This window comes from Corynebacterium sp. HMSC08A12, assembly GCF_001807485.1.
Taxonomy (GTDB): Bacteria; Actinomycetota; Actinomycetes; order Mycobacteriales; family Mycobacteriaceae; genus Corynebacterium; species Corynebacterium evansiae.
Window position 1 is genome coordinate 85,217 of sequence record NZ_KV789166.1, and the last position, 25,332, is coordinate 110,548.

36 protein-coding genes are annotated in these 25,332 nt (G+C 55.9%); 8 read left to right on the forward strand and 28 right to left on the reverse strand.

Annotated elements, in window-relative coordinates; all coding sequences use genetic code 11:
• Nucleotides 1-44: 44 nt before the first annotated feature.
• From HMPREF3166_RS01445 to HMPREF3166_RS01550, 24 genes are all read right to left on the reverse strand, one after another.
• The gene (locus HMPREF3166_RS01445; protein WP_141741106.1) at nt 45-788 is read right to left on the reverse strand and encodes a helix-turn-helix domain-containing protein; all 744 of its coding nucleotides are present in this window, start codon (nt 786-788) and stop codon (nt 45-47) included.
• Entirely contained in the window at nt 736-2,856 is a 2,121-nt protein-coding gene (gene nrdE, locus HMPREF3166_RS01450) for a class 1b ribonucleoside-diphosphate reductase subunit alpha (protein ID WP_246816890.1), read from the reverse strand. The genes HMPREF3166_RS01445 and nrdE overlap by 53 nt, the downstream gene beginning before the upstream one ends.
• An 11-nt stretch (nt 2,857-2,867) precedes the next feature.
• Nucleotides 2,868-3,059 carry a hypothetical protein gene (locus tag HMPREF3166_RS10140; protein WP_168160718.1) on the reverse strand — a complete coding sequence of 64 codons (192 nt, stop codon included), beginning with the start codon at nt 3,057-3,059 and terminating at the stop codon, nt 2,868-2,870.
• Entirely contained in the window at nt 3,052-3,447 is a 396-nt protein-coding gene (locus HMPREF3166_RS01455; protein ID WP_246816891.1) for a RusA family crossover junction endodeoxyribonuclease, read from the reverse strand. Before HMPREF3166_RS01455 ends, HMPREF3166_RS10140 begins: the two co-directional genes overlap by 8 nt.
• Nucleotides 3,444-3,980: a hypothetical protein gene (locus HMPREF3166_RS10275; RefSeq protein WP_246816892.1), complete on the reverse strand. Its 537-nt coding sequence runs from the start codon at nt 3,978-3,980 to the stop codon at nt 3,444-3,446. The genes HMPREF3166_RS01455 and HMPREF3166_RS10275 overlap by 4 nt, the downstream gene beginning before the upstream one ends.
• On the reverse strand, nt 3,977-4,681 hold the full coding sequence (gene thyX, locus HMPREF3166_RS01465) for an FAD-dependent thymidylate synthase (protein ID WP_070487346.1): 705 nt from the start codon (nt 4,679-4,681) through the stop codon (nt 3,977-3,979). Before thyX ends, HMPREF3166_RS10275 begins: the two co-directional genes overlap by 4 nt.
• A gap of 15 nt (nt 4,682-4,696) precedes the next feature.
• On the reverse strand, nt 4,697-5,032 hold the full coding sequence (locus HMPREF3166_RS01470; RefSeq protein WP_070487347.1) for a DUF3310 domain-containing protein: 336 nt from the start codon (nt 5,030-5,032) through the stop codon (nt 4,697-4,699).
• Nucleotides 5,032-6,165 carry a hypothetical protein gene (locus HMPREF3166_RS01475; protein WP_070487348.1) on the reverse strand — a complete coding sequence of 378 codons (1,134 nt, stop codon included), beginning with the start codon at nt 6,163-6,165 and terminating at the stop codon, nt 5,032-5,034. Before HMPREF3166_RS01475 ends, HMPREF3166_RS01470 begins: the two co-directional genes overlap by 1 nt.
• A gap of 14 nt (nt 6,166-6,179) precedes the next feature.
• Entirely contained in the window at nt 6,180-6,680 is a 501-nt protein-coding gene (locus HMPREF3166_RS01480) for a hypothetical protein (protein WP_070487349.1), read from the reverse strand.
• A complete protein-coding gene (locus HMPREF3166_RS01485; protein WP_070487350.1) occupies nt 6,677-7,030 on the reverse strand; it encodes a hypothetical protein in 354 nt (117 codons plus the stop codon). Before HMPREF3166_RS01485 ends, HMPREF3166_RS01480 begins: the two co-directional genes overlap by 4 nt.
• Nucleotides 7,027-7,689: a hypothetical protein gene (locus HMPREF3166_RS01490; RefSeq protein ID WP_070487351.1), complete on the reverse strand. Its 663-nt coding sequence runs from the start codon at nt 7,687-7,689 to the stop codon at nt 7,027-7,029. The genes HMPREF3166_RS01485 and HMPREF3166_RS01490 overlap by 4 nt, the downstream gene beginning before the upstream one ends.
• Nucleotides 7,690-7,915: 226 nt before the next feature.
• Complete coding sequence (gene dut, locus HMPREF3166_RS09885) at nt 7,916-8,353, reverse strand: dUTP diphosphatase (RefSeq protein ID WP_083293786.1); 438 nt, start codon at nt 8,351-8,353, stop codon at nt 7,916-7,918.
• A 6-nt stretch (nt 8,354-8,359) separates the two neighbouring features.
• Nucleotides 8,360-9,661: a replicative DNA helicase gene (gene dnaB / locus HMPREF3166_RS01500; RefSeq protein WP_070487353.1), complete on the reverse strand. Its 1,302-nt coding sequence runs from the start codon at nt 9,659-9,661 to the stop codon at nt 8,360-8,362.
• 2 nt (nt 9,662-9,663) lie between these two features.
• Nucleotides 9,664-9,894, reverse strand: a complete 231-nt coding sequence (locus HMPREF3166_RS01505) for a glutaredoxin family protein (protein ID WP_070487354.1) — start codon at nt 9,892-9,894, stop codon at nt 9,664-9,666.
• Between the two features lie 25 nt (nt 9,895-9,919).
• Entirely contained in the window at nt 9,920-10,345 is a 426-nt protein-coding gene (locus HMPREF3166_RS01510; RefSeq protein ID WP_070487355.1) for a single-stranded DNA-binding protein, read from the reverse strand.
• 102 nt (nt 10,346-10,447) lie between these two features.
• Nucleotides 10,448-10,768, reverse strand: a complete 321-nt coding sequence (locus HMPREF3166_RS10230; protein WP_210383903.1) for a hypothetical protein — start codon at nt 10,766-10,768, stop codon at nt 10,448-10,450.
• A gap of 32 nt (nt 10,769-10,800) precedes the next feature.
• Complete coding sequence (locus tag HMPREF3166_RS01520; RefSeq protein ID WP_070487357.1) at nt 10,801-11,469, reverse strand: helix-turn-helix domain-containing protein; 669 nt, start codon at nt 11,467-11,469, stop codon at nt 10,801-10,803.
• Between the two features lie 394 nt (nt 11,470-11,863).
• On the reverse strand, nt 11,864-12,214 hold the full coding sequence (locus HMPREF3166_RS01525) for a hypothetical protein (RefSeq protein WP_070487358.1): 351 nt from the start codon (nt 12,212-12,214) through the stop codon (nt 11,864-11,866).
• Nucleotides 12,211-12,693 carry a hypothetical protein gene (locus HMPREF3166_RS01530; RefSeq protein ID WP_070487359.1) on the reverse strand — a complete coding sequence of 161 codons (483 nt, stop codon included), beginning with the start codon at nt 12,691-12,693 and terminating at the stop codon, nt 12,211-12,213. The genes HMPREF3166_RS01525 and HMPREF3166_RS01530 overlap by 4 nt, the downstream gene beginning before the upstream one ends.
• Entirely contained in the window at nt 12,686-13,579 is an 894-nt protein-coding gene (locus HMPREF3166_RS01535; RefSeq protein ID WP_070487360.1) for a YqaJ viral recombinase family protein, read from the reverse strand. Before HMPREF3166_RS01535 ends, HMPREF3166_RS01530 begins: the two co-directional genes overlap by 8 nt.
• A gap of 170 nt (nt 13,580-13,749) precedes the next feature.
• Complete coding sequence (locus HMPREF3166_RS01540) at nt 13,750-13,932, reverse strand: helix-turn-helix domain-containing protein (RefSeq protein WP_070487361.1); 183 nt, start codon at nt 13,930-13,932, stop codon at nt 13,750-13,752.
• Nucleotides 13,929-14,090 (reverse strand): hypothetical protein, encoded by a 162-nt coding sequence (locus tag HMPREF3166_RS10150; protein ID WP_168160720.1) that lies wholly within the window; start codon nt 14,088-14,090, stop codon nt 13,929-13,931. The genes HMPREF3166_RS01540 and HMPREF3166_RS10150 overlap by 4 nt, the downstream gene beginning before the upstream one ends.
• Nucleotides 14,087-14,218: a hypothetical protein gene (locus HMPREF3166_RS10375; protein ID WP_256365731.1), complete on the reverse strand. Its 132-nt coding sequence runs from the start codon at nt 14,216-14,218 to the stop codon at nt 14,087-14,089. Before HMPREF3166_RS10375 ends, HMPREF3166_RS10150 begins: the two co-directional genes overlap by 4 nt.
• Before the next feature lie 186 nt (nt 14,219-14,404).
• On the reverse strand, nt 14,405-14,674 hold the full coding sequence (locus HMPREF3166_RS01550) for a hypothetical protein (protein WP_070487363.1): 270 nt from the start codon (nt 14,672-14,674) through the stop codon (nt 14,405-14,407).
• A 234-nt stretch (nt 14,675-14,908) separates the two neighbouring features.
• Between HMPREF3166_RS01550 and HMPREF3166_RS01555 the strand changes: the two genes are divergently transcribed.
• The 4 genes from HMPREF3166_RS01555 (at nt 14,909) to HMPREF3166_RS10420 (ending at nt 17,194) form a co-directional block, all read left to right on the forward strand.
• Entirely contained in the window at nt 14,909-15,346 is a 438-nt protein-coding gene (locus HMPREF3166_RS01555) for a calponin homology domain-containing protein (protein ID WP_070487364.1), read from the forward strand.
• Entirely contained in the window at nt 15,330-15,731 is a 402-nt protein-coding gene (locus tag HMPREF3166_RS01560) for an ImmA/IrrE family metallo-endopeptidase (RefSeq protein WP_070487365.1), read from the forward strand. The genes HMPREF3166_RS01555 and HMPREF3166_RS01560 overlap by 17 nt, the downstream gene beginning before the upstream one ends.
• On the forward strand, nt 15,728-16,048 hold the full coding sequence (locus HMPREF3166_RS01565) for a hypothetical protein (RefSeq protein WP_070487366.1): 321 nt from the start codon (nt 15,728-15,730) through the stop codon (nt 16,046-16,048). Before HMPREF3166_RS01560 ends, HMPREF3166_RS01565 begins: the two co-directional genes overlap by 4 nt.
• A 285-nt stretch (nt 16,049-16,333) precedes the next feature.
• Nucleotides 16,334-17,194: a tyrosine-type recombinase/integrase gene (locus HMPREF3166_RS10420; protein ID WP_371327252.1), complete on the forward strand. Its 861-nt coding sequence runs from the start codon at nt 16,334-16,336 to the stop codon at nt 17,192-17,194.
• A 155-nt stretch (nt 17,195-17,349) separates the two neighbouring features.
• Here HMPREF3166_RS10420 and HMPREF3166_RS01570 read toward each other — a convergent pair whose 3' ends face one another.
• From HMPREF3166_RS01570 to HMPREF3166_RS01580, 3 genes are all read right to left on the reverse strand, one after another.
• Entirely contained in the window at nt 17,350-18,177 is an 828-nt protein-coding gene (locus HMPREF3166_RS01570; protein WP_035005326.1) for a hypothetical protein, read from the reverse strand.
• 87 nt (nt 18,178-18,264) lie between these two features.
• The gene (locus HMPREF3166_RS01575) at nt 18,265-19,230 is read right to left on the reverse strand and encodes a serine hydrolase family protein (protein ID WP_070487367.1); all 966 of its coding nucleotides are present in this window, start codon (nt 19,228-19,230) and stop codon (nt 18,265-18,267) included.
• A 139-nt stretch (nt 19,231-19,369) separates the two neighbouring features.
• On the reverse strand, nt 19,370-20,035 hold the full coding sequence (locus tag HMPREF3166_RS01580) for a metallophosphoesterase (RefSeq protein ID WP_034985356.1): 666 nt from the start codon (nt 20,033-20,035) through the stop codon (nt 19,370-19,372).
• Nucleotides 20,036-20,172: 137 nt separating this feature from the next.
• Between HMPREF3166_RS01580 and HMPREF3166_RS01585 the strand changes: the two genes are divergently transcribed.
• Genes HMPREF3166_RS01585 through HMPREF3166_RS01595 form a run of 3 tightly spaced genes read left to right on the forward strand, consistent with a single transcriptional unit; the run spans nt 20,173 to nt 22,869 of the window.
• Complete coding sequence (locus tag HMPREF3166_RS01585) at nt 20,173-21,174, forward strand: bile acid:sodium symporter family protein (protein WP_070487368.1); 1,002 nt, start codon at nt 20,173-20,175, stop codon at nt 21,172-21,174.
• A gap of 21 nt (nt 21,175-21,195) precedes the next feature.
• Nucleotides 21,196-22,125: an NADP-dependent oxidoreductase gene (locus tag HMPREF3166_RS01590; protein WP_070487369.1), complete on the forward strand. Its 930-nt coding sequence runs from the start codon at nt 21,196-21,198 to the stop codon at nt 22,123-22,125.
• 57 nt (nt 22,126-22,182) lie between these two features.
• Nucleotides 22,183-22,869, forward strand: coding sequence for an LptM family lipoprotein (locus tag HMPREF3166_RS01595; protein ID WP_070487370.1), 687 nt, complete (start codon nt 22,183-22,185; stop codon nt 22,867-22,869).
• Nucleotides 22,870-22,904: 35 nt separating this feature from the next.
• Here the strand turns inward: HMPREF3166_RS01595 and HMPREF3166_RS01600 are convergent, their stop codons facing one another.
• Complete coding sequence (locus tag HMPREF3166_RS01600; RefSeq protein WP_246816893.1) at nt 22,905-23,435, reverse strand: hypothetical protein; 531 nt, start codon at nt 23,433-23,435, stop codon at nt 22,905-22,907.
• Between the two features lie 137 nt (nt 23,436-23,572).
• Between HMPREF3166_RS01600 and HMPREF3166_RS01605 the strand changes: the two genes are divergently transcribed.
• Nucleotides 23,573-25,312 carry an FUSC family protein gene (locus HMPREF3166_RS01605; protein ID WP_246816894.1) on the forward strand — a complete coding sequence of 580 codons (1,740 nt, stop codon included), beginning with the start codon at nt 23,573-23,575 and terminating at the stop codon, nt 25,310-25,312.
• The last annotated feature ends 20 nt before the right edge of the window (nt 25,313-25,332 follow it).

The following is a 25,332-nucleotide window of genomic DNA, read 5'->3' on the forward strand; positions in this document are numbered from 1 at the left end:
CTTTAAATGTTTACTATTGAATCATAGCATTGCGCGAAAGTTCGTTAAATTGGTTCTCTCATCAAATGGTTTCTCATTCTGTTCCCCTCTCGGATTTCTGCCATTAATTGGAGATCGTCCTTTTTGTATAGGATCGATTGTTTATCTTTAATGAATCGAACTGTTCCCGAGCGTCGCCACTCCCTTAGTGTCTGAACTGTTCTGCCTACCAATTCCATTGCTGTTGGCTCATCGATCCAATCGTCTTCTTCCTCTGGGAACATTTTCTTTGAGTACCAGCGGGTCTCCTGCCCCGCTTCAAGCAACTCCTCTACCCCCTCAGTTCCGAGGATGAACGGCACGTATCGAACGAGGTGGTCAACGACCGGGTACAGGGGAGCTAGGTAGTCGTACCCCGTGTGTTCTCCCCATATGTTGATCTCGTCCTCATCGTGCCCTAAAGCTCGCAGGCCTAGGCATGTGCCGTTGACGAACCAGAACGGTTGAAGGCTGACCGGCGGCACTGTCCCTATCCGTATGCAGTAGTAGGCAAGATTGCCGAGGAATGCTGCCTCCATGTCAGCCAGTTCCATAGCGTGATCACTGCATGGGGATTTCGATCCGAAGCCTCCGAATGTGGGGGTGTCGGAGTATCCGATTCCTCCTGGGATCATGCGTCCACGGTGTCTGCGGATGTAGGTGGGGGTTTGTTTGATGTGTTCTGTTAGTTGCTGCGCGTCGATGTCCTCACCTCCCCTAGAGCTGGCATGCTTCGCAGTAATCTGCTGCGGTCTGTACACCAGTTCCATCTAGCGCCTTTTGCTTGATGCGCACGTAGTAGATTGTTTTAATCCCGTTGCGCCATGCGTAGATGCGCGCACGGTCAATATCACGAGTGGTCGCAGTGTCAGGGAAGAACAGTGTGCAAGAGCTACCTTGGTCTACCCAATAGGTTGCAACCGCATATGTATCAATCAGCTTGTTAGCACCAATCTGATACGCATCCTTGAACAGGTGGATGTTGTCTTCTGTTAGGTGGGGTGCGGGGTAGTAGACACGTCCTAGCTTCCCTTCCTTCCTGATTTCGATTGGTGCCACGATGGGGTGGATTGAGGCTGTCGAGTGGTTGATGTAGCTAATGGAACCTGTTGGGGGGATGGCTTGCAGGTAGGCGTTAGCCATTCCGTGCTTGTAGATTTCAAGTTGCAGACTGTGCCACTCTTCCTCTGTCGGTGCTGTTAGCTCCCCGAGGATCGTGAGGTTTGGCTGCTTGTCGAACCACGGTGCGATCTTCCGCTTGTACCATTCCCCGGTGGCGTATTCGCTGCCGTCGAAATATGCATGCTCCCCATGCGTCTGTGCGAGCTGCATACTTGCGAGCATGGCGTGGTAAGTAACCTTCGCCATGTAGGTATCCAGTAGGTGTAGCGCCTCGTCGCTTCCGTATTCGATCCCGTGGTGCGCTAGTGCCCCATGCAGGTTCATCTGCCCTAGGCCAATAGCGCGCGAGCGTTCATTACCCGCCTTGACGCTTGGGACACTATCCATGCTTGTGGTCAGTGACACATTCGTTAGCGCCTTAACCGCCGTATCCACCACATCGCCGAAAGCTGCGTTGTCGAGGTCTAGCATGCGCTTGATATTGAGGCTGCCCAGGTTGCAGCTAATATCTGCGCCAATCTTCGTGTAGCTGCCGTCTTCCGCGTATTCGGAGGGGGTTTGCAGCTGCAAAATTTCCGAGCACAAATTAGATTGCTGAACTCGCCCAGCATGCGACATCGTGTGATCAGCGTTGGCCGTATCCTCGAACAGGCAATACGGGTAACCCGATTCGAACTGTAGCTCCGATAGTGTTTGGAAGAATTGGCGCGCGTTCACCTTCGACTTGCGGATACGGTCATCGTCCACCCATTCGTTGTAGTGCTCGGTGACAGACAGGTCGGCGAATGGCTTGCCTTCCACCTTCTCTACGTCATAGGGGCTAAACAGGTACATGTCCGCATTCCGCTTAGCTAGTTCGAACGTCACATCTGGGATGACTACGCCAAGGGATAGGGTTTTGATGCGCATCTTCTCATCTGCGTTTTCTCGCTTAGTGTCGAGGAATCGCATGATGTCTGGGTGGTGCGCATTGAGGTATACAGCGCCTGCGCCCTGGCGTTGCCCCAATTGGTTTGCGTAGGAGAACGAGTCTTCCAGAATCTTCATCACTGGGATAACTCCGCTGGAAACGTTCGGCACGTCCTGGATTGGTGCGCCTTGCTCGCGTAGGTTCGTTAGGTTCAGGCCTACGCCTCCCCCGCGCTTGGAGAGTTGTAGCGAGGATGTGATGGCTTTGCCGATGGATTCCATGTTGTCCTCCACGCGGAGAAGGAAGCAACTAACACGTTCGCCTCCGCGTGCTCGCCCCGCATTGAGGAACGTCGGTGTTGCCGGTTGGAAATAGCCTCCGATAATGCAGTCCACCAAATCGCGCGCTAGGTCATAGTCTCCGCCAGATAGGTCAATTGCGCACATGACCACGCGGTCTTCATACCGCTCATAGTAGTGCTCCCCGTCCTCGTCTTTCAGGGCGTATTGGGAGTAGAACTTAAATGCGCCCATGAATGATTGAAAGCGGAACTTTTTGTCGTATGCGCGTTGGAATAGTGCCTTGAATTGTTCGAATGGGAATGTTTCTACAGCCGTTCGATCCCAAAGGTTGTTTTCGACTAGATAGTCAGCCTTCTCTTTGAGGCTGTGAAAGAAGACGGTGTGGGGGTTAACCCATTCGAGGAAGTATTGGCGAGCCGCCTCGTGGTCGCGGCCTAGTTGCAGCTTACCTTCGTCGTTAAGCAGGTTAACTTCGCTGTTGATGTCACGATAGGTTTGCTTCAATCGGTTTTCTCCTATTGCTGTATTTTCTGGAATTTCCCTTTAGGTAATTCCGCTAATTCACCATTAGCAACCATTCCCCGCACAAATGGTTCAACACGGCTCTTATCCTCTGTGAGAACACCTGCCTTGATGGTGTGCAGAGTTACGGGCAAGCCAGGGCTAGTCATTGCTCGAATAGCGTCACAAAGTTCGTAGTCATCCAATTGGCGCTACGTCCACCTCCACCCCGATTTCCTCCCCCGGTTCTGCGCGACGTTTCGTGGCTTTAATCTCCACCACCTGTGAATCGTCGTGGAAGGCGATTCCTGTTAGCCCGTCGTTGAGTGCCCTGAGGAGCTTGTCCAGGTCTGGTTTCTGCACCATGTGTGGTGCTGGTTTTGTGCCCATTGCTTTGGTTCTGGGCATAATAAAAACCGCTGTGAGGCTTACTGCCCCACCAAGCGGTTGTTGGTAGTAGGTTGCTGCTTGTTTGGCGACTTGTTCCCGCCAGGGTTTCAGCTTCTTGCTGGTTTCAACTAGTACGCACCTTCCACCCCGGTTGTATGCTGTTTTAGATCCTTGCGCAGCGGGTGTGCCGACAATTTTGATCAAGGTTTTACCCGCTTTGGTTGGATCACACCATATGCTCGTGCTCCCGCTTTGAACCGTGTTGGTGCCGCTGGATTGTTGAATCGTGGGATGATTTCCACGTCTTTGATGTGCTTCAGCAGATCCACGCGGTAGGCGCATGGGGTGTTGTCGGTTGGGGTGTGATAGCTATCGTCATCCCATGCTTCTTTGATGAGCTTGTCAACGACAGGCCAGTCGACTTCACCTGCTTCGGGATATTCGATGCCGTTGATGGTGATGTGGTCATCGCTGATTTCAACGTTTCCGCTGGTGTGGGATTTGATGGATGCGAGAGTTTCAGGGGTGACGAACATGTTGAATTCTCCACCGTCTACATCTTCCTCGACAACACTGTTGATGATGATGAAACGATCCGTGGCTTGCATGATGGTACGCTCGCCGTCGTTGAAGATGCGGATGTGGCTGATTGTTGGAATGTTCTCCTTCTGACTTCTTTTTGCCACTGGCAGAACATCGGCAATGTTCTGCTTGAACTGTTTGATTGATGCGGTCACTGGTCTCCTTGGTTAAAAATGGCTGGTGCGATGTCTCGCAGGTGGTTGCGGATCATGCCTGCGACTTCCTGAAACTCTGCGTCCGCGTCAGGCTGAGTGCGCCGTTGGATAACTTCGTGCCACGCGCGCAGGTTGCCGGTTACGACAATGCGGGTCTCAGTCATGTTGGGGAGTGTTGCGCGGGCAGCCTCTCGCGCCTGCTTGACAGGCAAGCCAAGCTCGTTTTGCAGAATATTTGCCACAGTGCCATACCCATGGGCGCACTCTTCGGCCACAAGCTCTAGAGCGTGGCAAAGGTCATCATCATCTCGCACGGCAGGTGGCATGACAATGTTGCCGTATTCACCGTCGACGAAACGCTGTGAAAGCTGCGAATATGACAGGTGGCGGTGACGGATCAGCTCATGGGTGAAAGCGCGGGACACCCCTATGATGTAGAACGTTGCCGTAGCATGCTCCGCAATCGACCAATGCCCTTGGTCGTGTAGCGTGCGGTTCAGATAGTCCTTGTTTCGCGCTGTCTTAGTGTTCGGCTTATGGAAAGACTGGTAGCAGACTCGCCCCGCGAACTCCACAAGTTGCTGCGGGTCACTCCCCTCACTGTCTAGGCTCATGTAGTTTTCGATAACTGGAGATCGCCCATCATTCGCCAATGTGGTGTGCGCGATCAGCTCAACTTTAGGCTCAACAATGTTCACCATATGCATTCCTCACTGTTATTCGTCTTCGGTCTCAATTAGCGGAAGTCCATACTTTTTTCTGAAGAAATTAACTTCCCCAACAGTTGGCCTTAAGTTGCCAACTGGCTTAATGACTCCATCAATCTCAACGTTCACTTTCTTATCTTCGCCTGATAGCCTGCGAATTTCCCGATGTAAATACCATTCCGCCTTCTTTAAATCTTCCAGCCGGTTACCCTTCTTTCCCGCCCGCGCAATGTATTTAAAAACATTTCCAAGAAAGTAATTGCGCATGAAAAAAGCCTCGATAACGTCAATCGCTTCGAGGCCTGAATCAGACTGATAATGACTAGGATGATTCACGCTATCCATCACATCACTCCAATATTCACTGGCTTACCATCACGAATATCGAACACCAGCGCGCCGGGGGTTGACGAGCCGCCGAAGCTATTAGCAACCCACGTTGATTGAGTTTCCAAAGCGGGAGCGCTAAGGATCCACCTGCGCGCCGTATACGACCATGCGCGGAAACCGTGGAAATGACCGAACAGCAGAACGTCCGATGCCGCTGCTGGCCGGTCGTTGGTGATCTGACCAGACCACCAGGTCTCAGCACCCTTCACAGCGCCACCCGAGAAACGATGCCCATGCACGACGGTGAAGGTCGTATCACCCGCCGCATAGGTCACGTCACCAGTGCCTTCCTGCGGGTAGTAGAAATCCACAGTCTCGCCCAGCCCAGCCAATTCAATAGCCTGCTGAGCTGCGCTCACAACCTGAATATCATGAGAATCAGTCATGGAAACATTCGAAACACGGGTAGTTTCACCATGATTGCCTGGCACAGTCGCCACAACCACATGATTAGCCGCCTGGATGCACTGCTGAATAGTTTCAATCACCAGATGCGACGCAACACGAATCTGCTCCGAAAGCGTCATGTCGCAACCAGCGATATTCTTCCCACCCTGCGATACGTAACCTTCGATGGTGTCCCCGCCGAAAACAAGGTTGATGCCCTCGAACGGCCCATCTGCTAGTGCGTTAGTCACGCTGCGTTTCCACCGTTCGATGAGAACGTCTGCCCCGCCTCCGTCTTGCTTGCTCTTGCCAATGTGCTGGTCGGATAGCATGATTGTGCGCCAACGGTTGCCGGTTTTGTTGAAAACTGCTGGTTTGGCGTAGATGCCTTCCAGCAGTTCGTCTATCTCGAAGCTGCGGTCGATTCGCTTCACCAGGGGTAGCTTGTACCACGCCTGCACCACATTCCCGTCCGCGTCATGGTGAATGCTTACGCGGGGTTTGGCTGCCCAGTCCACCTGAATCTCGGAGGAATCCAGGTAGGGGGATGAGTCGATTACCCCGTCGACGGTGCTTTTGTCTGGTTGTTGTCCGGTTGTTGCTACGGTTACGTGTCCGGTGTGGCCGTCCCATTCGATGCCGGGTTGGTAGCCGGTTGGTGGTGGTGTGGGGAGGTTTTTAAGGTCTGAAATACTTGTCATTTAGTCCCCTTTCACTAGGGTCGCCCTGCCTGCTGTACGTATGGATATATATATGGGCGGGCGGGGATGAGCGGGGTAATGAGAGTGACGTCGCTGTCTATCCATTCGTAATCGTCGCCTATCAGATCCGCGTCTGCCACCCATAGGTTCTCGTCGATTTTGAGCGCTTGGGTGCGCTGCCTGGCGGCCCCGTTGTGTACGTCCACAATCCACGCTTGACCTTCGGGCACGTCTTGTGGGCGGGTGGTTTGCTCCGGGAATGCGAGACTGTCGAACTGCTCCGCCTTTTCGCACGTGGCGCCGTCGGGTTTGACGTATGTGGTTTCGATCCAGCCATCTACTGGCCTGTCTGTGGTGATGAGTACCCGCTTGCCGTCACGGTTGGTCGCCCATCGGCCTAGTAATCCGGTGGTGGGTTGTGTGTTGTTGAGCTGGTCTTGTAGTTGTTTGATCTGCTCCGCGAGTTCTTTGGCCTGTTGCTGTAGTTCTTCCAGGCGCTCCTGCCGACTAGTCATAGAGTGCCCTCCTTCATGGTTTCGGCTTCTTCTACGGCGGCGAGGAGTGCGAGGGCTACGCGGCGGGCTTCGTCGTAGTCGAGGGACAGTACATTACCCTCGTGCGTCGCCACATAGATGGCACCTCGACTGTGAAGGTGGGTCACGACTCCGCTATCGTCTATGACGCCCTCGATAGCGACGGCGTGGCCGGTGAACCAGGTGCTATATGTGTTACCTGTTTTCGATGGTTCGGGCAGTTCGGAGTAGAGTAGCCCTCGCTCCTCTAGCATGTCTGCCGCCACTCCCGCGAGCGGATCATCCCCAATGATGCTGGCAATTACCTCCGTAGCTTCACTGACCGTGCTCATTCTCCCCACCCCCAACGCAAAACCTGTCGACTAACCCCAGCCAACTCCCTATCCCACTTCCGTTCTTCCCCGTTCATCCAAATACGCTGATAAAGAGTCCACGGATGCGCACCAGGTGCAGCCACGACGCTCCCTTCAGGGAGGCAAAAATACTCTTCCTCCGTGCTCGCAGTCTTCACATCCCACGGCTTGGCCGTGACCAAAGGTGAGATAAGCGTTACATCCTCGTCACGCCACTCCGATACAGCATCCACCCCAACGGGACGACTACGCCAGCAATCCCGGCCAGCTTTCGTTACAGCAATCCGCCTTGCAGAGGTCTCGCTATCATCCACGTCCGCAAACCAAATGCTTCCAGTATCAGCCATTTCAGGGAGGTTACTTTCCTCACAAAAAGTCAAATCAGCGAGGCTCACACATACAGGAAACTCTGGGACATTAGCGCCAACTTTAGGGGCGATGACGTAGACATCTCCATCATCGTCAGGTCTATCCGTCACCACCAGGACATCACCATAGTTGAGGTGCTTTGCCCACCTTCCTAGAAGTCGACTCCGAGGCTTACTTCTCCGTATCTCAGCCTTAGTCGCCTCAAGCTCATTCTTTAGCTTGTCAATCTGATTCTCCAAATCAAGGATCTTCCTGCTTTTATTCATCATCATTGCCTCTCTAACAAAAGTCGCCGAATATGATTAATCGTGCTTTTCCGAAAAGTAAAAGGATTAGTTTCCAACGTATTAAGAAGCGGATACAGGTCGGAGGTTTTACCGCTAATAATCGCCTCCACAACCACCTGCCGATCCTCCTCATTGAACCGACCCAACCATTCCTCGACAGTGCGCGGAGCACTATTAATACGCTTCAGATCATCAATAGTCGCCAAAACTACTTCCTTCCTGTCGATCCAAAACCACCATTGGAGCGATCTGTTCTAGGCAATGAATCGACAAACTTAAATAGTGGCTTCTCCACCTTCTGAATGAGCAGCTGCGCCACACGGTCGCCCTTAAGAATCAGAAAACCCTCATCGGAATTATTCACCAAATGAGCATTAACCTCACCCGTATAACCAGAGTCAATAACCCCCACACCGTTAGCTACCTCAATGCGATTCGCTAGGCTCATTCCACTCCGAGAATGCAAAAGCCCCACATACCCCTCAGGGATAGCAATACGAAAACCAAGGGGAACCAACACTGACTTGCCAGCTGGAATCTTGACATCAATAGCGGATCGGCAATCCGCACCCGCATCAGCACTATGAATATAGACCGGCTTTAATCCAGGCTCCGCGTTAATGTAAATACTCTTCAAACCAGACATAATTCCCTACCTGAAAGCAAGGCTCATCCTGCCCTCATAATCAACAAACTTCGAATAAAACAACCTGCTCGACAAAACAACAGTCCCCGTGCTACCCCCACGGTGCTTAGCGATAATCACCTCAGCGCGATCCGCATGCTCATGGTCGGGATTCTGCAACCCCGGCCTATGAATCAACATGATGATGTCCGCATCCTGCTCCAACGAACCAGACTCACGCAGGTCGGAAGCCTTCGGCAGCGCATCCTCGCCACGGTGCTCCACGCCACGATTCAACTGCGAAATAGCAATGACAGGCACATCAAGAGCCTTCGCCATCAGCTTCAGTTTGCGGGAAAACTCAGAAACCTCCTGCTGACGCGATTCCGTGCGAGTACCCGACGTGAGCAGCTGCAAATAGTCGACAACAATCATTTTGATTCCATGCTTCGCAACCATGAGTTTCGATTGCGCTTGAATATCGACCATTGTCATTTCAGCGGAATCGGAAATGTACAAGGGTGCGTTCTGGAAACGCTCATCAGCTACCCTGACTTTCTCCATATCTTCATCGGATACGCGCCCGCGCTTTAAATCGCCGGTTAAAACTTCAGCTTCAGCACTAATGATTCGCAAACCTAATTCCTCTTTACTCATTTCCAAACTAAAAATGAGCGTGGGAATATTGTTCTTAATCGACGCATGACGCATAAAGTCAACAGCGAGAGTCGACTTACCGACACCAGGCCGTGCAGCGATAATCACCATCTGTCCACCGCTTAGCCCGTTAGTGATGTGGTCAATATCGGCGAATCCAGTTTTCACACCAGGGGTAACCTCGCCATCCTGCATGCGGACAACCTCGTCCATCACCAGGTCAGTGACGGAGCCGAGCTTCACCACCTCAGCGCCCTTGGAGGCCATGACAGTATCTAGTGAGTTTTGAGCCTCTCCGATAATGTCTTGTGGCGATTCACCAGACTCGGAAAGCTGCTTAAGTCGCGTGCCGATATCCCCTAGCCTGCGTCGTGCCGCGTTCTCCGCCACGATCTCAGCATGACGCGGCGCGTTATGCACAGTAGGAGCTGCACTAGTCAAATCCATAATGAACTTAGGATCTTGACCAGAGCGTATGAACTCCGACGAAACGACCAGCGGGTCTACCTCCTCACCCTCATTGAATTTTTCGAGGATGATGGAGAACACCTGTTGATAGCGGGGGACGAAAAAATCAGTTTCCCTAACGCGGGTAGCGACCTCGGGGATTACCTTGTTGTTGACCAGCATTGCGCCGAGCACTGCTTTTTCTGTTTGCTGGTCAACGGTCATTTCTAGCCCTCCGTGATTCTATTCTTGAGTTTTTCGAGTTCCGTTGGCGAGTAGCCTGAAAAGCTTTCCTCGCCGAACACGACAATGGGGGCTTGCCAGTGCCCATTTTCGCGCGCCCATTCGGCAAGCTCTGGGGTGATTGTCGTTTCGGTGTAGGCGATGCTGTTGCGGTCTAGCCAGTTTTTCGTTTGTATACATGCTCCGCATGCTGGCTTAGTGAGCACTCGAATCATTTCTTTCTCCTTTCGGGTTGCGTTTTTAGAATGGTGGCTCGTCATCGAGGTTTTGCTGCGCACTACCCCACGCGGGCTGCGGCGACTGTCCACCCGGGCTGCTGTTGTCGCTGGCGAAGCGCTGCACAGGTACAGAAATGCTCTGAATAGCGATGGAGTCTTTGTTGCGCTTCTGCCCGTCCTTTTCCCAGGATTGGGTTTCAACCTCGCCGGTGGCGTTGATCTTGTCGCCCTTGTTGAAGGCTGCTGCGATGTTCTCGGCGAAAGCGTCGAAGGCGACCAGGTTTGCGTAGTGCGTCTTAGCGTTTTCCCATTGGCCGGTTTGCTCGTTCTTTCGGCGGCGGTTCGTTGCGACTCGAAGGTTCACTACTGCGGTGCCGTTGTTGAGGTACTTAAGTTCTGGGTCGGCAATGACGGTGCCGTTGTCGATGGTGATTTGTGCTAGTGCCATATGGCGTTCTCCTTGATTGTGTCGAAACCCGCGTTTTGCGGGCATGAAAAAACCCCGCTAGGCAAATGCCCACGGGGATATAGTTCTCGCCTTAAAACGGCGTTACGGTTCGTTTTTGGCGGCATTCTGACGATCCCGAGCAATCAACTCGTCACGTCGACGCAATCGCCACTCATAAAGCTTCTCCCTACGCACAGGATCACGCTCAATACGCTCAATCGCCTTACGGCAAGCTCTGAGAAGATCACCAGGCGTAGGCGGGGAATCATTTGCAGTTGCATCCCTCGCCAAAACATCCAGCGCCTCATGGAACACATGCTCCGGATAAGCGCCCGTATCAAGCGCCCTATGCCAAAGCGTCACCATACGTTGACGAGCCTCCGGCTTCTGAGGCACAGACAAGCGAGGGAAAAGGATCTTCATATCATCCAGCAGACGTTGGACAGTCTCCACTCTCAGAATGGCGCATTCTCCAATCCATACGGGTCTGGGATATCGACCGTAGAAAACTTCGGACGTTCAGGCTTAGCCTTCTTCAACCAGTTATCGAAAGACCGATACCAGTCTTTGCGCTCGATCCCCTTCTTCTGGTACCAGTCGATGAACTTCTTAAGCTCATCTTCGAGCGCGTGCTGGGGATAGCGATCCCGAAGCCTCTTCATCTGTAGATCATCTGGCTTCCAGTTCGGATCGATTTCACGCGCGCGGGTATTAGTATTCTTAGTAGTATTAGTCTTCTTAAAGGAATTAGTCTTCTTAATGTGACTCAAATTTTCAGTCACCACATTTTGAGTCACCACATTTTGAGTCGCGTGACGCAAATTTTGAGGCACGGTAAAAACCTCATAAACCATCGACGAAAACTTGCTCCCGTCAACTAGTTCCTGAGTTCGCCTTAGCCACCCTAAATCCTCAAGTTCGCGCAGCGCTTTATTGATGGTGTTTTGGCTCATGCCCAGCACAGTCGCCAAGCTCCGGGAGTTCAGGCTCCATCCGCTATCATGCGATGCCACATACAGGTAAACCGCCTTCGCCCTCGCGGAAATGCTGTCATCGCGGGCAAAAGCATTAGGGATCATTGTGAAATCATCCTCGATCCTCCCCATTCTCCGAATCACTGCCATGCTCTACACCTCCTTCCATCGTCAGAAACACCCACTCCCCACGCCTAAACACGGGCATATCCGCAGGCTCGTGATACCCACGCACCAGCCACCCGTGCTCGTAAGCTCGACTAGGGTCAGCGTGGATCGCCCTATGGCAACCAGCGCACACGCCAAGCCCGTTCACAACCTCATGTCCGCCACCCTGCGACCTGAGCTTCCTGTGGTGCCACTCTTGCATTGAGCCTGTGCATGCGCCGGGAATCATCACCTCGCAAGCTGGATGGCTTACTCCGCTCTCCGCGCGTCTGACAACCGCTAGATATTCACTCTCGGAAATGCGGCGAGTTGTCATCGACAACCTCCAACAAAATAAACACGCTCACAATTAACAAAATGATTTGCAGGACTAACATCATTCACCTCTTCCCGCTACGCTGTACTGCTGACGCACAGAAGCGCCGATAGACTGCAAAGCGCGCAGCTCCAACTCCAGTGCGCGCAACAATTTATCCGCTTGCTTAAATTCAACCTCGGCAACATCACGCGCAGTACGTAAATCATGAGTGCTTACTATTGCGCGTTTCTTTTTGTCCTCAATGCTCCCCTCCGCCCCTAAATAGGCGCGGGCGAAAGAAAGGTCGTAATCACGATCCGCTGCCATGAATTTGTCATAGCGTTCAGTGAATACTGAAATTCCTTTAGAAATTCTGTTCGTAATTCCGAGGATTTTACTTTCGATTTCTACAGGGTTAAGAACCGTCACTGTCCACCATTAGCGATTTGTTCATTGCGGTCGAGAATGGCTTGTTTAACTTCGGCAAGTACGCCATTCCTGTTGGCTTCATTCCAGATATTGCGTGTCTCATCCTTTGTTGTTGCCTTTGCGATACGCTCGCGCAGTTCAGGAATGAGCACCTTTGCCATCTCCTCGCGCGTAGTGCGCTTAGAGCCGGAATAACCTGCCTGTGCTAGCGCTCGACCAACCGCGGATGTTTCCGCGTTCTCGCAGGCGGAAGTGTTGTTCGCCATGCCTGTGCCATCTACCTCGAAAGCATGGCCGATACCCATGACAGGGCTATCAGAGTCCTTGTACACACGCGCCTGCACTAGCCAACGTGTCGCCCCAATATCGCCCTGGTAATCAATAATCTCCGTTTCGATCCGGGAATTAGGGTTATCTCGTCGGAAACGCTGAATGCGCTCATCGACGGTTTCATAATCATTGAGGTTAAACTTAGCCATTGAAAGTAACCCTCACTCTCGCTTTAGTTTTGGATTCAGTTACATAATCTGACTCATTAATGTCCGGATTGTCTGCAAACAGTTTCTTCTTATCGAAACGCTTAGAAACACCGGGGGCGGAAATGCTTACACGCAAATCGCCAGAATCCCACGCTGCATGCTCCCCATTCGCAAGCTCACGCAATTCATTCTCAATTTCCGCTTTTCGATCCAAAAGTGGCTTAATTTCCTCTTCGCGTTTAAGAATGTCACGCAATTCAGAGAAAAGAACCTGAACATTATCCGGAATATCCTGAGAGTTTTCCCCAGAAAGGAAACGATCCGCAATGTCCTTCAATTCGCTAATGCGCTTCTCGTCACGCATGACAAGTTTGTTGCCACGATCCGGCACCCAAGGAGTGATTTCGCCGTTCTCGCTTAGGTATGGTTCCCATGCGAAAATGCACATCTCCGCACCAGTTACGAAAAGTTGCCACTGAATCTGGTCGTAGTAAGCGGGAGTAGGCCACTGCGTTAGGCTGGCTAGTCGCTTCTCGCTGATGGTCTTGATCTCGCCAACCACGGTTAGGTCAGCGGTGACCATATCCGGGGTGGCAGCATACTTACCATCACGCGCGTACAAAGCCCGGTTATGTTGCAGCCTCTCTGCCCCGTCAAGGCTTGCCACCCACTCCGCTATGTCGATCTCACGTTCATTGCCGTGGATGACTGCTGGCAGATGCGAAATGTCGGGAGCATCGATTAGGCCAGCTTTCTGGTCTCGCAGCTCGTCCCAAACCTTGGAGCTTCCGCGCGCGAGCTTCGCCACCTCGGTGGCTGTTACGTAGCCTTTGCGAGCTTCAAGCCATTCTTCTTTAGTGTCATAACTTAGTTTCTCTACAGCCATGCTCTACCACCAGATATAAGATGCGATCAGGACGATTAGGACAATTACCGATAGGGCTAAGAGCCAACCTGCGACATTCCTGCGCTCCGGAATATGCCTGTAGCTATACGCTTCAAGCTGCTCAAAATTCGGCCTCTCAATCCGCTCCATCGGGCGCGTATCGTCGTGCCTCATGCCGCCACCTCCAACCCGCTAATGTGCTTATCAACAGCAGACTTAAGGAAGCGGATGGAACCACCCAGCCGGGTAGGTGCGAGGTAGTCGATGCGACCGGAGCGGACAAGGTCGTAAACCGTGGATCGCGGGAGTGCGAAAATCTCCGCGACTTCATTTACTGTGTAAAACTTTTTCATAGCAGCAGATCAAGCTCCCCTCGCTCTTGTAGTAGGTCTGCGATAGTCAGCCAGGCCTCTGCCGCGAAATACTGCTCGTCATGCATAGTTGCAGTAGAGAAAGCAATCTCCGCTTCGCGCAGCGCGTCATAGAGGGTGTTGCTCATCGAGTCGCTCATGCAGCCACCCGCTCAACCGCACCGTCTGCCCCCAGTCGCATAAGTAGCTGCGCCATATAGGCGGCGTTCACCTGGTCGCGGTACCTCATCCCCTGCTTGTACATGTCCTCGATCGAGTTAATGATCATCGTGCGCGCATGCTCCTTAAAACTCTCCACCCCAAGTTCCAGCGCCATGTTTGTAGTGGTCTCCAACATCTCGCATACCCCGCTCCGCTTTTGTGGTGGTACTTCCGGACGATTTCGGAAGCACTCGTAAATTTCGCTCATGACATAACCCTCCAACAGGTAAAGAACCCCGTAGGGCGCTTGGTTCTACGCCACCTTGGAGGTGTTAGCCCGTGGCGTGAGGATTTCCCGCATGATGTTCCGCACGGCTGACTCGCCGGTCGGGTCACGATAATCGATGAAGCTATACCCGTCCGGGGTTGTGATCTCCATGCGCTCTAATCGTCGCTGCTCGTGCTCCGCGCGCTTGATGACCTTGCGAACGATCCGCATAAGGCGGTGCTCGTTGATGTCAATGCGGTTGCGCTTACAGAACTTTCTGGCGGAAACCTTCAGCTCGAAAACGTCATTAGACATGAAGAAAACCCCTTCGTCTCTGGCTAACACCCCTGCTTCGGTTGCTTTTCCAAACCTCAGGTGGCGAGCGATCCGTGTTCACTCTTTCCGAACCGCTAGGTAGAAAGTTACCCTACCGTTTGGTAGCTAACAACCATGGAATTACAAAAACACCCCCGCTTGCCACCCCCGACAAAGGGTATGAACTGGGGATTTAGGGTTGAAAAATACTGGTAGTCAAGTACCATACAAAGCATGACAGACCACAAAGAATGGATCGAAGCTCGCACCGGAAAAACAATCCACGCGATAGCTCTAGACCTAGGAGAAGATCCATCGAACTTCTCCAAGAAGGTGAAACGTGGCCTAACCACTGACCACATCATCGAAATCTCCCGCCACTATGAAATCCCTGTCATATCAGCACTAAGAGAAACCGGAGTGATCAAGCCGGAAGATGAAACCGAGCCAGAAGACACAGACCGAATTGTCAGCACAATTCACTACCTAGCCGACAAGCTGGCCGTAAAAGCGAAGCAGAACAAGCAAGAATCGAACACTACGACCGACAATGTCCACCACCTCCCCTACACTCAAGCCACCACAGACCACGGCATTGACTACGACGAGCTAGGCGCAGTCGCATACCCCCACGACGAGATAGGAGGCACCCCAGATGACCTCGATCCATGACCTACACCAAAAAGCACACGACATGGGTATAACGCTCACCCACCACGACCACGGAATCCCCGGCATATACCTAGACCAATACAAAACCATCAGTACTCGCCGAGGAATGGCCGTATGGGACTACAAGAGCGTTCTGGCGCACGAACTAGGCCACGCCCACTACAGAGACAGGAGGAACGGACACAAACATTTCGACGAGAAACAAGAGCGCAGGGCAGACGAGTACGCAGCAAACCTACTCATAGACCCCCAACAACTACTACACCTAGCGCCCTGGCACGGACACGACTACCGGAGTCTCGCAGCAGACCTCGAAGTCACCCCGCACCTACTGAAAACCTACCTACAACTACACCCCAAAATCCTGAAAGGACTAGCAGCATGAACCGCAAACTAGCAGCAATCATCCCCCTTACCCTCGTTCTCGTAGCCTGTGGCAGCTCCACAGAAACGAACGAGGAGAAAATCAACGGTATGGACGGCCACATGGCAGCAATGCTATGCCAAAAGCAAGTAGCTAAACGCGCCGGAATCACCCGCGACGATATGGCCGATGTCGACCTAAGTGCAGCTCGTCAGATTCGAGTGGGCGACGATGTTCACTGGCACTACTCCGCGAAAGACCAAAAGATCCCAGGCGGCCAGTACTCCTGCAACATTTTCCCAGAGAGTGCTGATAAAGCGAAGGTTGAAGTGAACTAGGTGGCGATACAGAAGCGCGTCAGTCGTACGGGTAAAACCAGGTGGGTGGCCAGATATCGCGACCCAGCGGGGAAGGAACGGTCAAAAACCTTCGATACTCAGAAAGCCGCGAAAATCTGGCTGTCAGAAAAACAGCGGGATATGGCGCGTGGACAATGGATCGACCCCACCGAAGGGACAGTCACGCTGGGCGCACTATTCGGCGAGTGGCAGGAGGCTGCAACACGTACAGACACGGCAAACGTCCGTGCATACACGAAAAGCAACCTCGGCGTACTGGCCGATATGCCGATCCAGACTATCCGTAGATCACATATACAAACATGGGTTAATGGCCTGGCCGACGGTACGGGTAGCGTGAGTGGGAAACCACTGTCCCCTATCACTGTGCGCACATGCCTTAAGCATGTCTCCACGGTACTCTCACAGGCTGTTTTCGACAGGCTAATATCCGTCAGTCCCGCGCAGCGTATCCATACGGAGCCGGTTTCGGGAGCTGTGGAAGCAGACAAGATCCCCACCCCTAGCGACGTGGAAGCAATCATAGAGTCAGCCAAAGGGTTGCGTCGAAAGAATGCGGACGTTCTTGTCATGCTGCTCGCAGCAACGGGGATGAGGTCTAGTGAGGCGTGCGGACTAACTAAGGGCGATGTGGATTTTCTACGCAGGAGGATACGGATACGTAGACAGCGGTCACAAGACGGCACCGTAGCCCCGTTGAAAACGTTGTCGGCAAGGCGTGACGTGTATCTACCGGAGCCTCTAGCGCTTCGTCTCTCGCCATTATGTGATGGCGATCCTAACGACCCTATTTTTACGAACGGCGACGGCGCCCCGTGGACACGACGGAGCGTTTCATCGATCTTCCATTCCATCCGCAGGCGTACAGGAATGCTGTACACGGCACACTCTATGAGGCATTTCTATGCTAGTGGTCTGATTGCGCACGGGGTGGATGTTCGTAGTGTGCAGGCTGCGTTGGGGCACGCTTCGGCGACCGTCACTCTGAGCACGTATGCGCACCTGTGGCCAGATTCCGAGTCGAGGACTGCTAGTGCGGGAGATTCTCTAATGCGGGATATTTGCGGGATAGAGGGTAAGGATGGAGGCAACGGGGCAGTGAACGAGCAGGTCAGAGGGGGTTAGGGTGCTGGATTATCCGGTTTCCTCTTGAAACGTCAGCAAGAAACCCCCAGGTTTTAAGTCCGCCTGGGGGTTTCTTGTGTTTGTTTGAGGCTGGAGCCCTGGGTTCTAGGCTCCGCGTTCTAGACACCGCGGTCTAGGCTCCGCCCGCGGCCTGGCTAGTTGTAGCTGGGCCTACCGGTAGGCACGACGGGGCTCTCGGTCATGCTGCTCAGCATCTCTTCCAAATCTTCCAGGCTGTCGTCGAGCTGATCCTGGTAATCAGACATGTCCGGGAAGTCCGAGGGCAACGTGATACCAGAGGGGGTGGGGATCGAGGTCATTGGGTTGTCCTCGTTCTGGTTCCCCGAAGTCTCTTCGTTGTTCTCCCCCGTCGTATCCGTGGTCTCGGATGTCGAGGAGGTGGGCTTTTCGTCGCCTTCGTCGTCGCTGGAGACCAGGTTGTAAATCAGCACACCGCCAACTACCAGTGCGATAAGCACCAGCAGGCCGACGACGATCTTGGCCACGTTGCCGTTGCCGCCCTGCCCGTTGGAGCCGGACTGGCCGTAACCCTGACCATATCCCTGGCCGGGCTGGCCATACCCTTGCTGACCGTAACCCTGCTGACCATAACCGGCCTGGCCATAGCCCTGTTGGCCGTATCCCTGCTGCCCATAACCCTGTTGGCCGTAGGCAGCTTGGCCGTATCCCTGCTGACCAGGCTGACCGTAGCCCTGCTGGCCAGCCTGGCCATAGCCACCCTGAGGGTTAAAACCGGGCGCACCGTACCCCTGACCGCCCGTGTTCTGGTAGCCCTGCGAGTTTCCAGTACCGGAGGCTCCGAATACCTGCGTGCTCTGATCATCCTGGCGGCGGTACTGCGGGGGCTCCGCACTCGCCCCTTCCGACTTGGCTTGCCCCAAGTATTCGGTCGGGTTGTCGGCGTTCTGCCCGTCCGCGCCGTTGCCTCCGCTGTTGAAAGGGTTTTTGTCCTGTGGTGCCATTACCTAAAAACTTTCCGTGCCAGGAGCCGAGCTCAATCCTTCATGTGCCTTAGTTGCTTATGTGTCGCTGCACTTCGAGGCTTAAGACTATCGCAGGTATCCTGCTGCCGCTCGAGTATCTGCGTTCTGCACCGCACGGCCGCCCCAGGAGAAGGAGGCCACGGTGTATCCGTTGCCGAAGGAGGCCGAGGCCAAAGTCTGGCGACCGTAATCGGACCAGCCCCACTTCGTGCCGTTGACACCCGGCAGGTGCACCGTTCCCCAGTTCTGGCGGGTGCCGTCAGCCGCCACGGGGCTGGCGGTGCGCATCCAGTGCAGAACCAGGGAGCGCGGGTGGCGGATACGCAGCTTGTGCAGGAATAGAGCGGTATCCGTCGCGGATGTATAGGAGTTACCCCAGTGGGCGGCTGCACGGGTGTTGCGCAGGCCATACTCCCGGGCGATGGTGCTGATAGATCGCGGGTACTTGCGGTAGATCTTGGAGGCGGCACCGTCGTCGGAGAAGCGGATCATGCGCTCTGCCAGGTAACGATCGGAGTTACTGCGATCGCCGTAGCGCAGCACGTAGTCCGCCATGTACAGCTTCACGATGGAAAGCCCCGGGCGAGACTCATCCGCGTTCGGGGTCTTGGCAATGCCGTTATTGGTCACCACTGCCATGGAGGTGCGCGCAGGCACGTTGTGGATCGTGCGCACCTTGTAGCCGTTGTTCGGTGCGGGCCGGTGCGGTGCCGGGCGCTGCGGGGCGGAGGAACCCGGGATCTGGTTGGCGGACATTCCCAGCTGGTTCAGCGCATCCTCCACAGCCTGCGGAACCGGAGGCAACGGTGGGAACTGCGGGAGCTGCGGCGGCGGGGGCAGCTGAACCTGCGGCATGGGCGGAAGCTGCGAGCCGGCGGGCGGACCGGCAGGCGCGGCATTCGCCGGGACGGCGAACCCTGCCACACCAATGGAGGCGGTTAGAGCCGCGGTGGCGATCCCCTTTGCGGCAGAACGTGAGCTCTTTGCCGCATGCCGCGGACGGTAGGTGTACTGGGAAAAGTCGAACGTCATAACCTCAAGTCCCGTTTATTCATGTTGTTGCGCGCCGAGAAGTTGGCGTCACCTAGAAAAAGGGCCAACAAAGTGCCCCGAGCGATAAACGCACAGCATAAATATACATAAATAGATGCTTATGCACCTGCTTTGAGCGCTAGGCGTCGCGGTAAAGAAGCTCCATAACCTCTTCATAAGGGGCGGGGTGCAGACCCCACGCATCCACTCCAACGTCGACCTGACCCGGGCCGGTGATGGGTGCGGCGGAGTGCAGGTGGCCGTGAATGACGTATGGCACGTCCAGGCGCAGAGAGTCGTAGCGGGACTCCATGCCCTCGTGATCCTGACCAGGGCGCGGGAAGTGGCACAGCCAGGCAACCTCGGTATCGGCCTTCCTAGCTAGATCCTCGTTATCGGCCACTCCGTCGCCGTCCGGATCCCACGGGACCACACACTGGTAGGGCTGCACGGAATCGAAAACCTCCAGGAAGCGGCGCTGCCGCTCGGCGCTGTTGGCGTGCAGCGGATGGCAGGAGTCGTGGTTGCCGGCGATCAGGTGAACGGTGACGTCCAGGCCAGAAAAGGCCTCGGCCAGCAGGTCCAGCGCTCGTTCTTCCTGCGGACCCCACCCAGAGGAAATATCGCCGAGAACCCACAGCGTGTCACCCGGAGCCAGGGCGCTGGTGAGGTTGCTCAGAATCGTTGCGTCGTGCCGCTCGACGTCCGCATCGATCTCCCCGCTGGTGCCGTAGCCACGTAGTTCAGCGACGAAGGGGTGACCAAGATGCAGGTCGCTGGTGAACCAGGTGCGGGGTTGATTCATTGGTCACTCCTTCTCTTAGGCACTCTTGGGCGCGGGGCTGTTAGAACCACTCTAACCAATCTCCCTACCCCCCCGTTCACGGCAGCCACTTCCGGCAAATTTCATATTTTGAGACTCTTATCTCATATACTGGTCACATGACGACCGAAGAGAAGAAAACCGAAGCGCCCGAAACCGGCGCGGAAAACACCAAAGCCACCAATGCCACCAATGCCTCCGAGGAACGCTCCGCCACCATTGCCGTGTGGGCCTTCCCCGCATTCATCCTGATCGGCGCCTGCCTTGCACTGGCCAGCCCGGACACCTTCACTCCCCTGGCGGCGCACATCTCCACAATGATCGCCATCATCATGCTGTGCATGGGCCTCACGCTGACGCTGCCGGACTTCGCACTGGTCATCAAGCGCCCCATGCCGATCTTCATCGGCGTGCTGGCACAGTTCGTCATCATGCCGCTGGGTGCAGTGGCCGTTGCCAAGCTGCTGGGGCTGAACCCAATGCTGGCAATCGGTTTGCTCATGCTGGGCTCCGTTCCGGGCGGCACCACCTCTAACGTGGTGTCCTACCTAGCCAAGGGTGATGTCGCCCTGTCCGTGACCATGACCTCCGTCTCCACGGTCATCTCCCCGATCGTCACCCCGGTGATCATGCTGCTGCTCGCGGGCGAGGAAACCCCGGTGGATGGCAAGTCCATGGCGTGGAGCCTGGTCCAGACCGTGCTGCTGCCCGTCATCGGCGGCCTGGTCATCCGTGTGATCTTCGACCGCATCGTCCAGTTCTTGCTGCCGGTCCTGCCGTGGCTGTCCATCATCGCCATCGGTGGCGTGGTCTTCCCCGCAGTGGCTAAATCTTCGGAGACCCTGATGAACGTCGGCGTAACCGTCCTGGTCGCCGTCATCATCCACAACACCATCGGCTACATCCTGGGCTACTTCGCCGCCCGCGCTACCGGCGAATCCCCCGCCGTGTGCCGCACCACCGCCATCGAGGTCGCCACGCAGTCCGCTGGCCTGGCCTCGGGCATGTCGGGCAAGTACTGGGCTCCGGAGGCCGCCATCCCCGGTGCGGTCGCCGCCGTGTGGCACAACATCTCCGGCGCTCTGTTCGCTTTCCTCATGCGCCGCTTCGCCAAGAACTAGCGGACCCCTACCATGGGATTCATGCGTATCTTCGGCTTTGAATCCTTCGGCGGCCCCGAGGTCACCCGCTTCCTCGACGTCGCCGACCTCACCTGGCAGCCCGGCAGCGTGCTGATCCGCCCCACGGCGATCAGCCTGAACCCCGGCGATATTAAAGTGCGGAACGGCCAGCGCCAGGGCTCCTTCCCGGTCTCTTTCCCCATGGCCATGGGCCGCGAGGCCGCTGGCATCGTCATCGAGGCCGACCCTTCCACCGGGTTTTCGCCAGGTGATCGCGTCTTTGGCTCGGCTTTCTCCAGCACTGGTGCTGCGAGTGATTCTTTTGTTCTTTTGGACGCCACCTCGACCGCAGCTATCCCCAGCGGTGTAGAGGCCACGGATGCGGCCTGCCTCCCCGCGGCTGCTGGGACCGCCTACGACGCTTTGGCAGAACTGCACGACCTGGAGACTTGGCCGGATGAGAGCGCCCGTCTGCTGGTAATCGGCGCGGGCGGTGGCGTGGGCACGCATGCCCTGCAGTTAGCGCGGCATTTCGACATTGAGGTCATCGGCATTGCCAGTGCTCGCAAGAAGGTACTGGTAGAGCGCCTGGGGGCGCGGTTTATGGACTCCGCGGAGCTAGGCAAGACCGGTTCCCACGTCACCGTTCCACCGGTGGACGGCATCCTGGATCTGGTCGGCGGCGAGGTCTTGGAGGGGCTGGCGCATCTTGCGCCGGAGGGCGCGATCCGCAGCGCCGCAGACAAGCAGCTGGCCGCCCGCCTGGGTGGCAGTGGCATCACTCGAATCCGCACCCAGGAGCGTTTCGCGGAGCTCGCCCGCTTGGTCGCGGAGGGCGCGATGCGCCCGGTGATCGGCAGGGAGCTTCCCTTCAGCGCAGCCGCCGACGGCTACGAGGAAGTCGAGTCGGGCCACGCGCTGGGAAAGGTTGTTCTCACTGTGAATGACTAGCGGAAGCGCTAGGCTTCTTCATTAATACGACTCTTTTCTTTACTTAAGGACGTTTTCATGAAGCGCATGTCTGTCCTTGCCCTGCTCACCGTCGCCGCGATGGTTTTAAGCGCCTGCGGATCTGAAGGTTCCAACGATGCCGCCGACTCAGGCAGCGCCGCCAACGCCTCTGCACAGCAGAATTCGGCAGCTAAGGATGAAAACTCTAATAAGGACGACTCCAAGAAGGGTTCTGAGGCAGACGAAACCACACGCGCTAAGTCCACCAAGAAGTCCGGCCCCAACCCCACCCCACCGGCTTCAAACCACGGTTCCGGTCACAGCTCTGCCACAGAAAGCAACAACCGCGCAGCTGAGCCGACGCGAGGCAAACGCAAACGTCCCTATTCCAACGGGGGAAGTGCTTACCCGCGAAATGACTGCGGGGTCACTGCAAATGGCGCTGAGATCAGCGTTCCTCTCCAAACATCATGCGAGTTCGCTGATGCGATTTACGCAGAGGCATTGAAACCCACCTACGCCTATAGGTCTAGCAACCCTAACGTGACGGCTCTACCCCGTGCGAGCATCACAGTCACCGACCCCGATTCCGGTGATACTCATGCGATGGACTGCCGCGTGGGCTCGGACGGCAGCACTCTAACTTGTCAGGTAGGCAAATCGAACGATTACGACTTTGGGGCAGACTTCGCCCTGAAGCAAAAGAAGTGGGTCGACTACCTCACAATCGCCACTCCCCAGTAGGACTCCCCCTGCGCCCTTCACGGTTCAGGCGGCAGCTAGGCAGGGGTCAGCGCGCCGGCAGTAGCGATCACCGCGAACTCCGCGATCCAGATCCACAGCCAGGGGCGCTTCGGTAGCAATGGCAGCTCGTCTGCCAGTGAAGGCCGCGCGAAGATGGACTGTGTCGCCGAGTCGAAGGATTCCCACACTTCCCGGTAGTCGGACTCCGTGGCAGCCCACTGCCGAACCGCCGTGGTATCGCGGTTGTTCGCATACATCCAGAACAGTGCCGGTCCGGCAAACATAAGACAGTAGAGCACCGCCAGGAAGATCCTTAAGGCACCCTCGACGCCCTCCATCGAGCCGGATAGGATCCCGAACAGCATCATCGCACCCAGGATCAATGCCAGCCAGGCCGCGATCTTCTTCGCGGTGCTCGGGCGGTACTTCGACAACCGAATGCGACGAGCTTCCAGATCCTGCTCATCGGAAGTGCGCACGACCTGCCCATCATGTGGATCCTCGTCGGGCATCCAGCCAGCCAGATAATCCTTATCCTGCGGGCGCTGCGGGTCCTTGTAACTCATGGATCTCAGTGTAGGCACTGCGCCGGACAACCCACAGCTCATTGTTCGATTTCGAGGGCTACACTGTGAATGTCCCTTTGGACTGTCCCAATGGACGTCCTATTTCGCCGACGCATAAGAGGAAACATACAGACGCAGTGAGCCAAACCAGCCCCGACCATCAGCCCTCCCCACTATCCCCGAAGCCCCCGCGCAACCCCGCGGAGTTCCCCATCCCCCAACGCCCGAGCGCGTGGGAACTGTTCAGTACCTTCAACTCAAAGGCCTCGGGCTGGGCTGGTGGACTGCGAGCCGCACTGTCGTTGCTGATCCCCGGCACTATCGCATGGTCGTTGGGCCACACCGATGCGATGTTGCTAGTTGCTGGAGGAGCGTTCACCGTCATCTACGGCGGCAATCTGCCGTACCGCATCCGCCTGAAGGTGATGGCGTTCTCCGCCGTCCTGCTGGCCGCCTGCCCCACCATCGCCGCTTGGCTGGGCAAGATGATGTGGGAGCACATGGATTCCGGCGGCTCGCATTGGTGGCTACTCATCGCCGGCGTGTACTGCACCTTCCTCTCCGGCGTGTTCACCTACGCACAGAACGCACTGCGCCTGCCGCCACCGGGCGGCTTCTTCATCGTCATGGTCTCCGGCGGTGCCACGATGATCGCCCGCAACGACCTCAACCCGCTAGCCATCGGCGGTTGGGCCTTGTTCGGCGCATTCGTCGCCATCATCGTGGGCATGTTCCCCGCCCTGTTTAATCCGCGCGGCCCGGAGCAGCGCGCCATCCGCACCCTCAACGACGCAGTGGCGGACTTCGCCGAAGATCCAACCCCCGGCAACTACTACCTGGCCCGCACTTCCCTCTCCGAGGCGTGGACCACGCTCATGGGCGCGGGCATCGTCTCCGGTGGCAGGGTCGTCCGCGAATCGCAGCGTGACCTGGTGGTGCAGGTGCAGCAGGCCCGCCAGAAACTTATGTCCGCCAGCGCGCACTCAGGCTACGTGGATACGGACGAGGACTTCTCCGATACCAACGGCATGGTCGACCCCACCCGTACCGCCATCCCACACCACAAGCCTTCAGTGAAGTACCGCTTCGGCCGTTCGCTCAACATCCACAGCCATGCGGAGCTCAGCATGGAAAAGGTCGTGCTGGCGAGCCTGGTCTCTTGTGCCATCACTATCTGGTTGGGCCTGGACCGCCCCGACTGGGGAGTGATCACCGCCCTGCTGATCCTGCAGTGGGGTCCGGAGAAGATCCCCGGTACCATCCGCGGCGTCCACCGACTCCTAGGATCCGTGCTGGGCATTGGCCTGTTCGCCATCGCCCATGCCTTCCAGATCGGCGGCCTCCCCCTGCTATTCTTGCTGGCTGCCTGCCAATTCGCCGCCGAGTTCTTCATCGTCAAGAACTATGCGTTCACTGTCATCTTCACCACCCCCATGGCGCTGATGATGGGCAACTCTCTCGACCGTCCGCTCGGCGACGTGGTGATCGACCGCCTCGCCGAGGTGTGTATTGCGGTTATATGCTCGTTTATCTTCTTGTGGCTTTGGCGCACTACGTCGGACGCCCACTACCACCGCCGCCTTGCAGGCCACTGCGAAGCGGCAATGGGTGCCCTGCTGGGCGCCTTGCTGATCAACCCGCCGGACCGCGCGCTCTACGCGCGCCGCGATCTGCAGTTCGAGCTGCTCAGCGAGCGCAAGCACATGATGAAGATGATCAACAACAACTCACCCTATGCGCGCAGCATGTGGGCCAAGCACAACCAGCTGCAGCTCACCGGATATACCCTGCTGGATTACTGCAACGCCCACGCGGACGAGGAGCTCTCCTTAAGCGAGATCAACCGCCTGGCCGCGGCGGTGCGCCAGGTCGGCTGAGCCTAGTCGGCGTCAATAAA

What these genes read in the sequence shown, in the direction of transcription:
- HMPREF3166_RS01445 (WP_141741106.1), bottom strand. Translation starts at nt 788, where the DNA reads ATGGAACTGGTGTACAGACCGCAGCAGATTACTGCGAAGCATGCCAGC.
- thyX (WP_070487346.1), bottom strand. Translation starts at nt 4,681, where the DNA reads ATGGTGAACATTGTTGAGCCTAAAGTTGAGCTGATCGCGCACACCACA.
- HMPREF3166_RS01470 (WP_070487347.1), bottom strand. Translation starts at nt 5,032, where the DNA reads ATGGATAGCGTGAATCATCCTAGTCATTATCAGTCTGATTCAGGCCTC.
- HMPREF3166_RS01475 (WP_070487348.1), bottom strand. Translation starts at nt 6,165, where the DNA reads ATGACAAGTATTTCAGACCTTAAAAACCTCCCCACACCACCACCAACC.
- HMPREF3166_RS01480 (WP_070487349.1), bottom strand. Translation starts at nt 6,680, where the DNA reads ATGACTAGTCGGCAGGAGCGCCTGGAAGAACTACAGCAACAGGCCAAA.
- HMPREF3166_RS01485 (WP_070487350.1), bottom strand. Translation starts at nt 7,030, where the DNA reads ATGAGCACGGTCAGTGAAGCTACGGAGGTAATTGCCAGCATCATTGGG.
- HMPREF3166_RS01490 (WP_070487351.1), bottom strand. Translation starts at nt 7,689, where the DNA reads ATGATGAATAAAAGCAGGAAGATCCTTGATTTGGAGAATCAGATTGAC.
- dut (WP_083293786.1), bottom strand. Translation starts at nt 8,353, where the DNA reads ATGTCTGGTTTGAAGAGTATTTACATTAACGCGGAGCCTGGATTAAAG.
- dnaB (WP_070487353.1), bottom strand. Translation starts at nt 9,661, where the DNA reads ATGACCGTTGACCAGCAAACAGAAAAAGCAGTGCTCGGCGCAATGCTG.
- HMPREF3166_RS01505 (WP_070487354.1), bottom strand. Translation starts at nt 9,894, where the DNA reads ATGATTCGAGTGCTCACTAAGCCAGCATGCGGAGCATGTATACAAACG.
- HMPREF3166_RS01510 (WP_070487355.1), bottom strand. Translation starts at nt 10,345, where the DNA reads ATGGCACTAGCACAAATCACCATCGACAACGGCACCGTCATTGCCGAC.
- HMPREF3166_RS10230 (WP_210383903.1), bottom strand. Translation starts at nt 10,768, where the DNA reads ATGAAGATCCTTTTCCCTCGCTTGTCTGTGCCTCAGAAGCCGGAGGCT.
- HMPREF3166_RS01520 (WP_070487357.1), bottom strand. Translation starts at nt 11,469, where the DNA reads ATGGCAGTGATTCGGAGAATGGGGAGGATCGAGGATGATTTCACAATG.
- HMPREF3166_RS01530 (WP_070487359.1), bottom strand. Translation starts at nt 12,693, where the DNA reads ATGGCTAAGTTTAACCTCAATGATTATGAAACCGTCGATGAGCGCATT.
- HMPREF3166_RS01535 (WP_070487360.1), bottom strand. Translation starts at nt 13,579, where the DNA reads ATGGCTGTAGAGAAACTAAGTTATGACACTAAAGAAGAATGGCTTGAA.
- HMPREF3166_RS01540 (WP_070487361.1), bottom strand. Translation starts at nt 13,932, where the DNA reads ATGAAAAAGTTTTACACAGTAAATGAAGTCGCGGAGATTTTCGCACTC.
- HMPREF3166_RS10150 (WP_168160720.1), bottom strand. Translation starts at nt 14,090, where the DNA reads ATGAGCGACTCGATGAGCAACACCCTCTATGACGCGCTGCGCGAAGCG.
- HMPREF3166_RS10375 (WP_256365731.1), bottom strand. Translation starts at nt 14,218, where the DNA reads ATGATCATTAACTCGATCGAGGACATGTACAAGCAGGGGATGAGGTAC.
- HMPREF3166_RS01550 (WP_070487363.1), bottom strand. Translation starts at nt 14,674, where the DNA reads ATGTCTAATGACGTTTTCGAGCTGAAGGTTTCCGCCAGAAAGTTCTGT.
- HMPREF3166_RS01555 (WP_070487364.1), top strand. Translation starts at nt 14,909, where the DNA reads ATGACAGACCACAAAGAATGGATCGAAGCTCGCACCGGAAAAACAATC.
- HMPREF3166_RS01560 (WP_070487365.1), top strand. Translation starts at nt 15,330, where the DNA reads ATGACCTCGATCCATGACCTACACCAAAAAGCACACGACATGGGTATA.
- HMPREF3166_RS01565 (WP_070487366.1), top strand. Translation starts at nt 15,728, where the DNA reads ATGAACCGCAAACTAGCAGCAATCATCCCCCTTACCCTCGTTCTCGTA.
- HMPREF3166_RS10420 (WP_371327252.1), top strand. Translation starts at nt 16,334, where the DNA reads ATGCCGATCCAGACTATCCGTAGATCACATATACAAACATGGGTTAAT.
- HMPREF3166_RS01570 (WP_035005326.1), bottom strand. Translation starts at nt 18,177, where the DNA reads ATGGCACCACAGGACAAAAACCCTTTCAACAGCGGAGGCAACGGCGCG.
- HMPREF3166_RS01575 (WP_070487367.1), bottom strand. Translation starts at nt 19,230, where the DNA reads ATGACGTTCGACTTTTCCCAGTACACCTACCGTCCGCGGCATGCGGCA.
- HMPREF3166_RS01580 (WP_034985356.1), bottom strand. Translation starts at nt 20,035, where the DNA reads ATGAATCAACCCCGCACCTGGTTCACCAGCGACCTGCATCTTGGTCAC.
- HMPREF3166_RS01585 (WP_070487368.1), top strand. Translation starts at nt 20,173, where the DNA reads ATGACGACCGAAGAGAAGAAAACCGAAGCGCCCGAAACCGGCGCGGAA.
- HMPREF3166_RS01590 (WP_070487369.1), top strand. Translation starts at nt 21,196, where the DNA reads ATGCGTATCTTCGGCTTTGAATCCTTCGGCGGCCCCGAGGTCACCCGC.
- HMPREF3166_RS01595 (WP_070487370.1), top strand. Translation starts at nt 22,183, where the DNA reads ATGAAGCGCATGTCTGTCCTTGCCCTGCTCACCGTCGCCGCGATGGTT.
- HMPREF3166_RS01600 (WP_246816893.1), bottom strand. Translation starts at nt 23,435, where the DNA reads ATGAGTTACAAGGACCCGCAGCGCCCGCAGGATAAGGATTATCTGGCT.